General features: G+C 64.0%; 9 protein-coding genes. 8 read left to right on the forward strand and 1 reads right to left on the reverse strand.

Going from position 1 to position 9,304, the window contains the following annotated elements:
* The first annotated feature begins 24 nt into the window (after positions 1-24).
* Complete coding sequence (locus QMK33_RS13150) at positions 25-1,350, forward strand: TldD/PmbA family protein (protein ID WP_283565058.1); 1,326 nt, start codon at positions 25-27, stop codon at positions 1,348-1,350.
* A 119-nt stretch (positions 1,351-1,469) separates the two neighbouring features.
* Here QMK33_RS13150 and QMK33_RS13155 read toward each other — a convergent pair whose 3' ends face one another.
* Positions 1,470-2,105 (reverse strand): porin family protein, encoded by a 636-nt coding sequence (locus QMK33_RS13155; protein WP_283565059.1) that lies wholly within the window; start codon positions 2,103-2,105, stop codon positions 1,470-1,472.
* A 372-nt stretch (positions 2,106-2,477) separates the two neighbouring features.
* Between QMK33_RS13155 and QMK33_RS13160 the strand changes: the two genes are divergently transcribed.
* The 7 genes from QMK33_RS13160 (at position 2,478) to QMK33_RS13190 (ending at position 9,251) form a co-directional block, all read left to right on the forward strand.
* Positions 2,478-3,095, forward strand: coding sequence for a CDP-alcohol phosphatidyltransferase family protein (locus QMK33_RS13160; RefSeq protein WP_283565060.1), 618 nt, complete (start codon positions 2,478-2,480; stop codon positions 3,093-3,095).
* Positions 3,096-3,101: 6 nt separating this feature from the next.
* Positions 3,102-4,034 (forward strand): phosphatidate cytidylyltransferase, encoded by a 933-nt coding sequence (locus QMK33_RS13165; protein WP_283565061.1) that lies wholly within the window; start codon positions 3,102-3,104, stop codon positions 4,032-4,034.
* Positions 4,034-4,732: a lysophospholipid acyltransferase family protein gene (locus QMK33_RS13170; protein WP_283565062.1), complete on the forward strand. Its 699-nt coding sequence runs from the start codon at positions 4,034-4,036 to the stop codon at positions 4,730-4,732. The genes QMK33_RS13165 and QMK33_RS13170 overlap by 1 nt, the downstream gene beginning before the upstream one ends.
* 111 nt (positions 4,733-4,843) lie before the next feature.
* Positions 4,844-6,610 (forward strand): bifunctional alpha/beta hydrolase/class I SAM-dependent methyltransferase, encoded by a 1,767-nt coding sequence (locus QMK33_RS13175; RefSeq protein WP_283565063.1) that lies wholly within the window; start codon positions 4,844-4,846, stop codon positions 6,608-6,610.
* A gap of 119 nt (positions 6,611-6,729) precedes the next feature.
* Positions 6,730-8,106, forward strand: a complete 1,377-nt coding sequence (locus tag QMK33_RS13180; RefSeq protein ID WP_283565064.1) for a phosphatase PAP2/dual specificity phosphatase family protein — start codon at positions 6,730-6,732, stop codon at positions 8,104-8,106.
* Complete coding sequence (locus QMK33_RS13185; protein WP_283565065.1) at positions 8,103-8,519, forward strand: hypothetical protein; 417 nt, start codon at positions 8,103-8,105, stop codon at positions 8,517-8,519. The genes QMK33_RS13180 and QMK33_RS13185 overlap by 4 nt, the downstream gene beginning before the upstream one ends.
* 111 nt (positions 8,520-8,630) lie before the next feature.
* Complete coding sequence (locus tag QMK33_RS13190) at positions 8,631-9,251, forward strand: DUF4159 domain-containing protein (protein WP_283565066.1); 621 nt, start codon at positions 8,631-8,633, stop codon at positions 9,249-9,251.
* The last annotated feature ends 53 nt before the right edge of the window (positions 9,252-9,304 follow it).

The raw sequence follows: 9,304 nt of genomic DNA on the forward strand, positions 1-9,304 counted from the left end.
CGGGGGGTGGGGCTGCTCCCCAACATGGCTATCCTATCCAAAGACGAAGCCCAGGCTTTATTGAAAAAAGTGCTCGGCTACAGCACCGCCGACGAGTGCGCGGTATCGCTGAGCGGGCGCACGGCCGGCAACATCCGCTACGCCCGCAACAGCGTGAGCACGGCCGGCGCGCAAGACAACGTGTCGCTGGCCGTGGAGGCGCGCTTTGGCAAGCGCAGCGGCATTGCCACCTGCAACGAGTTTGACGACGCCACCCTGCGCCGCTGCGTGCAGCGGGCCGAGGAAATCGCCAAGCTGGCCCCCGAAAGCCCCGAGTACGTGGCCCTGCTCGGGCCCCAAACCTACCTCAACCCGCCCTCAGCAGCTTCTACGCCGCTCACGCCCGCGCTGCGCGCCCAGGCCGCGGCCGATAGCATGACCCTGTGCGCGGCCAAAAACCTGACCTCCGCGGGCTTCTTGGATGGTGGCACGCGCTTCACGGCGCTGCGCAACTCCAAGGGCCTGGAGGCCTACCAGCAGTCTACCAACACCGACTTTTCGGTGACGGTGCGCACCGCCGACGGCCGGGGCTCGGGCTACGCCATTGCCGACGTTACGGACCCTACTAAGCTCAATACCAAGGCCTTGACCCAGCGCGCCGTCGACAAGGCCCTGGGTTCGGTGAATGCCAAGGCCATTGAGCCGGGCAAATACACCGTGATTCTGGAGCCGGCCGCGCTCATGGCCGGCGACGACCTTTCGCTGCTCGGCGGGCTCGTATATGGCCTCAGCGCGCGCTCGGCCGACGAGGGCCGCAGCTTCATGACCAAGAAGGGCGGCGGCAACCGCAAGGGCGAAAAGCTCTTCGATGAGCGCATCAATATCTACTCCGACCCGCTCAACGCCGAGGTGCCCGGCAACGCCTTCGACGACGAGGGCCTGCCCACCCGGCGCATGAGCTGGGTGGAGAAAGGTGTGGTCAAAAACCTGTTTTACTCGCGCTTCTGGGCCGAAAAAAACAAGACCACGGCCACGCCCTTCCCCAGCGGCTTCATCATGAGCGGCGGTACCCAAAGCACCGCCGAACTCATCAAAGGCACCGCCAAGGGCATCCTGGTCACGCGCCTCTGGTACATCCGCGAGGTCGACCCGCAAACGCTGCTCTACACCGGCCTCACTCGCGACGGCACGTTCTACATCGAAAACGGGGCCATCAAATTCCCCATTAAAAACCTGCGCTTCAACGAGAGCCCTATTATTATGCTCAATAACATTGAGGCCATTGGCCGGCCCGTGCGCCTGGCCGGCTGCCTGGTGCCACCCCTCAAAATTCGGGACTTCACGTTCACGAGCCTGTCGGACGCTATATAAGTGTAGGGTAAGCTTTGGCTTGCCGGCGCGCGCACCAGGCGCGCCTACCGGCAAGCCAAAGCTTACCCTACACTTACTGAGGCGCGGCTGGCGCGCCCGTTGGCAAGCTGAAGCTTACCCTACAATTTTGGCAGCTGCACGGCCACGTAGGCCTGAAACACGCGGTTTTTCAGTTGCGGGTCATTCACGCCTTGCAGATACTGAAGGTTATTGACGTCGTTGAGGCCCGCCACGAAGCGGCCGCCCACCCGGATGAGCGAGCCCAGCTTGAGGCCCAGGCCGGCGCACACAGCAATTTCGCCGCGCTTGTAGTTGCCGGTCGACGACTGGTTCATATCACGAAACGCCACGTTACCGCTGGCGGTGCGCACCTGCACGGTGCCGTTCTCATTGGCCGCCACGAGGTAGCCGAATTGCGGGCCCGCCTCCACAAACACCGGCCCCAGGGTGGCTTTCAGCAAGATGGGCACCTGGATATAGTTGAGCTGGGTGGTGTAGTTGGTAACGGTAGTGGCACCTTTCAGCTGCGAGCCCTGCAACGAGTATAGCAATTCGGGCTGAATGGAGAGCGGGCCAATCAGTTTGGCTTCGTAGAAAACACCGGCGTGGAAGTACGTTTTGTAGGTCGCGTCTTCGCCAACGCGGCCCTTGAGCACGGCCTCGTTCACGCCGGCCTTGATGCCGAACTGGGCGTGGGCCTTGGGCGCGAGCGCGCAAGCAAGCAGCGAAACGGCGGCCAGAGCAGAGAATTTCATAAACAAAAGAAAGAGGGGTGAATAGCGCGGCGGCGCAGTGGCCACCGCCGGGGTAACGAGTGCGCGGGGCGTTTGGTACGTTGCACGCCACCGCCAATAAAGCGGCAATTTACGGCTCCCGGCCGGGTAGCTGCCCCCCGGCGGCGCGCAACCGGTCGGCCCGGCGACGCGCCGGCAGCCGCGGCTTAAAGTCAGACAAAGCTCTGGCCCGGCTCGTTAAGTATCAATGAATTATGAGCTATGGCGCCAGCTTTAGCGCGCTTGCTAAAGTCTGACGGGCGCACAAATGCGTTTGTGAGGCGGGCGCGCAGCCCGCAGCTTTGTTTAGTCAACGGGCCGTTTGCGCCGCGGGCGTCCCCTACATTCGCCGCCATGCCTTCTATTTATGCACTCAAGCCTCGCTTTCAACAGTTATTGCGGCCTTTGCTGGCGGCCTTGCACGGCGCGGGCATCACGGCCAATGCCGTAACGGTGGCGGCCGGGCTCGCCTCGCTGGCCTACGGCGGCTGGCTGGCGCTGGCCCCGGCCAACCGCTGGGCCTGGGGCCTGCTGCCCTCCTTTTTGCTTACCCGCATGGCCCTCAATGCGATAGACGGCATGCTGGCCCGCGAGTACAACCAGCAGAGCCGCCTAGGCGCGGTGCTCAACGAAGTGGGCGACGTGGTGGCTGATACTGCGCTCTACCTGCCGTTTGCGCTGCTGCCGGGCGCGCACGCCAGCCTCGTGGTGCTTGTGGTGCTGCTGGCGCTGCTTAGCGAGTTTGTGGGCGTGGTGGGCCAGGTGGTGGGCGGCGGGCGGCGCTACGACGGCCCCTGCGGCAAAAGCGACCGGGCCGCCGCCTTTGCGGCGCTGGCGCTGGCCGTGGCCCTGGGCCTGCCCGTGAGCCCCTACCTCAACTACGCCTTTGGCGGGCTGGTCCTGCTGCTGGTTGCCACCTGCTGGAATCGGGTACGGCAGGCCCTGCGAGCCGCCGCAAATTCAACTACTTGATTACCAGTGAATCCTATCCTAATCTACGCTTTTTGTGGCCTCGCGGGGCTGCTGGTGCTGGCCTCGCTCGCCACGGCGGGGCTGATGCGCTGGCGCCCCGCGCACGACTACACCAGCCTGCGGCAGCGCATCCAAACCTGGTGGGGGCTCACAGCGCTGCTGGCGCTGGGCCTGGCGCTGGGCCGCCCGGTGGCCATCGTGCTGGCGGCTTTGGTGAGCTTCCTGGCCCTGCGGGAATTCTTATCGCTGGTGCCCACCCGGCCCGTCGATAACCCGGTGCTGCTACTGGCCTACCTGGCCATTCCGGGGCAGTATTTGTGGGTGCACCTGGCCTGGTACGGGATGTTCATCGTCTTCATTCCGGTCTACTTTTTTCTGCTGCTGCCGGTGCGCATGGTTATCGCCGGCGAAACCAAGGGGTTTTTGCAGGCGGCGGGCACGGTGCACTGGGGTCTGATGGCTACCGTGTTCAGCATCAGCCACGTAGCCTACCTGCTGGTACTACCCGCGCACACTGGCGCGCACGGCCCGGTACCTGGCGAGTTGCTGGTTTTTTACCTGCTGGTGCTGTCGCAGCTCAACGACATTGCGCAGTTTTTGTGGGGTAAAATGCTGGGCGGCCGCCGCATAACGCCCACCGTGAGCCCCAACAAAACCTGGGCGGGCCTACTGGGCGGCGTGGGCACTACCACGCTGCTGGCCTGGGCGCTGGGGCCGTGGCTCACGCCCTTCGGGCCGGGGCAGGCGGTGCTGGCGGGCCTCATTATCAGCATATTCGGCTTTTTTGGCGATGTCGTGGTTTCGGCCATCAAGCGTGATGTGGGCGTAAAGGATTCGGGCACGCTGCTGCCCGGCCACGGCGGCGTGCTCGACCGGCTCGACTCGCTCACCTACGCAGCGCCGCTATTTTTTCACTATACCTATTATCTCTACTACTAATGCCAAGCCAAGGTGCATTGTGGCGGCAGCTGTTTGCGCTGGGCATGGCCTACCCGGTCATGCGGCTGTGGCTGGGCCTGCGGGTGCGCCACCGTGCGCGGCTGCCCCAGCAGGGCCCCGCCATCATAGTGGCCAACCACAACAGCCACCTCGATATTCTGGCGCTGCTGGCCCTGTTTCCGCTACGCCGCGTGCCAGATGTGCAAACGGTGGCCGCCACCGATTATTTCTGTAAAAGCCGGTGGCTGCGGTGGTTTTCAACCCATTTGGTGGGCATTATCCCCATAGTGCGCGGCAGCGGCCAAGCCGCTGACATTGACCCGCTTGAAGGCTGCTACCGCGCCCTGGCCGCCGGCCAGGTGGTCATCGTTTTTCCCGAAGGCACCCGCGGCCAGCCCGAGCAGTTCGGCGAGCTTAAATCGGGCATCTGGTACCTGGCCCGGCGCTTTCCGCAGGTGCCCATCGTGCCAGTATTTTTGGCCGGCATGGGCAAGTCGATGCCGCGCGGCGCGCCTATTGCGGTGCCCATGAATGTGCAGGCAATTGTGGGCCACCCATTAAGCTACCTAGGTGATAAAGCACAGTTTATGAGCACCTTGCGCGAACAGCTTTGCGAGTTGCGCGCGCAGCTTGGGCTGGCCGAAAGTGGTCAAGAACGTCCTGCTGAACGCAGTGAAGCATCTCGCTCGCAGCAGTAAATCAATCGTTTAATTAAGCGAGCGAGATGCTTCACTGCGTTCAGCAGGACGTTCCTTTTGTTATTTTCTCACAATATAAAATCTACTATCAACCACTACTTTTCTTTTCGCATGAACGCTACCTACGACACCATCCGCCCCTGCCAGGAGCGCCATTTCGCTTCCTTCGATGCCACCTCGCTCTTCTACCGGCACTGGCCGGCGGCGGGCGGCGCGGCGGGCAAAAAAGCCATCGTGCTTTTCCACCGCGGCCACGAGCACGGCGGGCGCATGGCCCACCTGGCCGACGAATTCTCGCTGCCCGATTTCGATTTCTTCGCCTGGGATGCGCGCGGCCTCGGCCAGTCGCCGGGCGAGCGGGGCGCGGCCGACAACTACGGCGTACTGGTGAAGGACGTGGACGCCTTTGTGCGCCACATTGCTACGAATCACGGCATTGCCACCGAAAACGTGGTGGTTATCGGCCAGAGCTTCGGGGCCGTGACGGTGGCCACCTGGGTGCACGACTACGCGCCCCGCCTGCGCGGCATGATACTGGCCGCGCCGGCCTTCAAAATCAACCTCATTGTGCCCGGCGCGCTGGCCGGCCTCAAGCTGCTGTACGCGGCGCGGGGCAACTACTTCGTGAAGTCGTACGTGAAACCCACCCAGCTCACTAGCGATGCGGCGCGCATTGCCTCCTACCACGCCGACCCACTCATTACCAGGCCCATAGCCGCCAATATTCTGCTCGAAGTAGACGAGGCCGCCACCCGCGTGGTGGCCGATGCGGCGGCCATTCACGTGCCCACCCAGGTGCTGGTTTCGGGCAGCGATGCCGTGGTGTATGAGGAGCCGCAGCAGACGTTTTTCGACAACCTGGGCACCGAAAACAAGGAGCTGCACCGCCTCGACGACTTCCTGCACGACACGCTGGGCGAGCGCAACCGCGCCATTCCCATCGGACTGGCCCGTGCGTTTATCGAGCGCCTGTTTGCCGCCACGCCCGCCCGCCCCGGCCTGCTCGATGCCGACCAGCACGGCCTCACCAAGCGCGAGTTTGATACCCTGAGCGCGCCCGCCACCACAGCCGCGGCGCGCCTCTACTGGGCCATGAGCCGCTTCTGGGTGGGCGTGGGCGGCCGGTTTTCGACGGGCATGAAAAACGGCCTGGCCACCGGCTTCGACTCGGGCAGCACCCTCGACTACGTGTACCAAAACCGCCAGCAGGGCTTCACGCCCGTGGGCAAGCTGGTCGATAACGCATTCCTGAACAGCATCGGCTGGCGCGGCATCCGCATTCGCAAGCAGCACCTGGAACAGCTTATCGGCCAGGCTATTGACTTGCTGAAAGCCGCCGGCCAGCCGGTGCGCATCCTCGACATTGCGGCCGGCCACGGCCGCTACATCCTGGAAGCCGTAGCCGCCCGCCCCGGCCAAACCGACAGCGTGCTGCTGCGCGACTACAGCCCCGCCAACGTGGCCGACGGCCGCCGCCTCATCGCCGAAAAAGGCCTCACCGGCCTGGTGCAGTTCGAGCAAGGCGACGCCTTCGACCAGGCCGGGCTGGCCGCGTTGCAGCCCCGCCCCACGCTGGCCGTGGTATCGGGCCTCTACGAGCTGTTTGGTGATAACAAGTTAGTCAGCAAGTCATTAGCTGGCGTAGCCGGCGCAGTGGAGGCGGGCGGCTACCTCCTCTACACCAACCAGCCCTGGCACCCGCAGTTGGAGCTGATTGCCCGCTCGCTCACCAGCCACCGCGCGGGCGCGGCCTGGGTGATGCGCCGCCGCGTGCAGGCCGAGATAGACGAGCTGGTGGCCGAAGCCGGCTTCGAGAAAATCGACCAGCTCACCGACCAGTGGGGCATTTTCACGGTGTCACTGGCCCGGCGCAAGTAGGTGGTTTACAGTTATTTTTAAGGTTTAAGAAAGAACGTCATGCTGAGCTTGTCGAAGCATCTTTACCGCTTCATCTACACCGTTCAACGAAGCGGTAGAGATGCTTCGACAAGCTCAGCATGACGTTCTTTTTTAAATCCAAAAACCCACCTAGCGAACCCCGCCCCTGGCTCCGGGCGGCGGGGTGGCTGGCGTTTTTGGGGCCGTTTTTCTTCCTCACCTACGGCTTCGCCAATTGGTGGACGGCCCGGCTGCCGCACGTGGGCTCGGTGGTGTTTGGCTGGGAAAAGCATATCCCGTTCTGGCCCTGGACCATCGTGCCCTACATGGCGCTGGATGCCTTTTACGCCGGCTCGCTGTACCTGTGCGCCACCCGCGCCGAACTCGATACCCACGCCAAACGGCTGCTGAGCGCCAGTGTCTTATCGGTGGCGGGGTTCCTGCTGTTTCCGTTGCAGTTCAGCTTCGTGCGGCCCGCCACGAGCGGGTTTACGGGGGCGCTGTTTACGATGCTGGCGGGGTTTGACAAGCCGTATAACCAGGCGCCTTCGCTGCACATCAGCCTGGTGCTGCTGGTGTGGCTGGTGTTTGCGCGCCACCTGCGCGGGGTGGCACGCTGGCTGGCCCACGGCTGGTTTTTGCTGATTGCGCTATCGGTTTTCACCACCTATCAGCACCATTTTATTGATGGCGCGGCCGGCGCGGCGGTGGGCGTACTCTGCGTGTATCTATTTCCGGATGAGCCACTTGCGTGGCGACGCGCCCCCAGGCCGCCGGCTGCCGACCGGCCCTGGCAGCGCAAGCTGGCGGCCGGCTACCTGCTGGGCGCGGCGCTGTGCCTGGCGCTGGCCGTGGCGCTCGGCGGCTGGGCGTGGCTGCTACTCTGGACCAGCACATCGCTGCTGCTGGTGGGCCTGGCCTACGCGGGCCGCGGCGTGGCCATTTTTCAGAAGCACGACGGGCGGCTGAGCTGGGCGGCGCGCCTGCTGCTGCTGCCCTACCAGGTGGGCGCGTGGGCCTCCTCGCGCTGGTTTACGCGCCGGGGCGCGCCGAGCGCCGAGGTGGCGCCGGGCATCTGGCTGGGCCGCGTACCCGGCCGCGCCGACTGGCAGCACCTGCCTGCCGGCGCGGTGCTCGACCTCACCGCCGAGTTCAGCCTGAGCCGCGCCGCCCGCGCCCGCCCTCACCGCAGCGTTCCGCTGCTGGACCTGGTAGTGCCCACCCCCGCGCAATTGGCGCAAGCCGTGGCGGCCCTCGATGAGCTGGCCGCCCACCCGCCGGTGCTGGTGCACTGCGCCCTCGGCTACTCGCGCAGCGCGCTGGTGGTGGCGGCCTGGCTGCTGCATCGCGGCAGCTGCGCCACCCCCGCCGAGGCGCTGGCGCAGCTGCGCGCCGCCCGGCCGCAGGTGGTGCTGGGAGCCGGCCACCAGGCGGCGCTGGCAGCTTATTTTGCCAGCTTATCTGTTGAAAATCACTCGATAACAACTCCTCAATGAACGCTGACAATCCGGTTATGCTGCGGGTGGTGCTGGGTTTTTTACGGGCCGGGCGCGTGCTGGATGGCGCGTCGTCGGTACTGCTACTGGGCACGCTGGTGCAGGCGCTGATACCCGCGTCGGCGACGGTGAAGCTGTGCGTAGTGGTAGCCCTGCTGCTGGCGGCGCTGGCCAAATACCTGGCCTGGCGCGTGGCCCTCGATGTGGAGTTTTTTGCGCTGCTGCACGAGCAGCCGACGCAGGCCGCGGACTTCGACGCGGCGCTGGCGGCTTTTTTGGGGCGCAAAGTGGGGCCGCCGGCCCGCTCGCTGGCCGGCCGCTGGCAGGGGGCGCGGCGGCTGGTGATTTACCAGGCGGTCGTTTTGGGAGCGCAAGCGCTGATAGTCAGCTGGTTATTATTATTTTCAGGCTAACGTGCCGATAATCAGCCGATAAAAAGTTGCGGCCGGCACGCAACTACCAGCGCGCGCGTGTTTCATTTGCGGAGTCCGGCCGCGGGTATGCGGCTGGCGGCTTGCTGCTAAATGCCTACTCCTTTCACCTTTGTGCGCCTCAGCTACCACTCCGGCGACTGGGATGCCGTGGACGAGCGCATGCCCGCCAACCTGCTGCATTCGCTGGTGGAGTACACCACGGTGCCCGTCGAGGCCAAGGAGAAGGTAGTGGCCCTCGATAGCCCCGAGCTCTTCAACTACCCCTTTTGCTACCTCAGTGGCCACCGGCTGGTGCAGTTTTCGGCGGCTGAAAAAAAGAACTTCACCCAGTACGTGCGCAACGGCGGCTTCGTATTCGTGGACGATTGCAACCACGACATCGACGGCCTCTTCGCCCGCTCCTTCGAGGAGCAGATGCGCGTGTGCTTCGGGGCCACCGCCTTGCAGAAAATCCCGAAAACGCATCCTATTTATAATCAGTTCTTTAAGTTCAAGGACGGTCCGCCCAACACCGGCTTCGAGCTCAATGGCTGGGGCGACGACCTGGTGCACGACTATCTCAAAGCCGTGGAAATAAAGGGCCGCATCGGCGTGCTCTACTCCAACAAAGACTACGGCTGCGAGTGGGACTACGACTTCCGCAATAAGCGCTTTCTGGCCGAGGACAACACCAAGTTTGGCGTCAATATTTTGCTTTATGCGCTTTCCTGACCTTGGCCGACACCTGCGTAAGTTCCCGCTGAGGTGCGCAGTGGTTTTTGCTG

The organism is Hymenobacter sp. H14-R3 (genome assembly GCF_030063445.1).
Lineage (GTDB): Bacteria > Bacteroidota > Bacteroidia > Cytophagales > Hymenobacteraceae > Hymenobacter.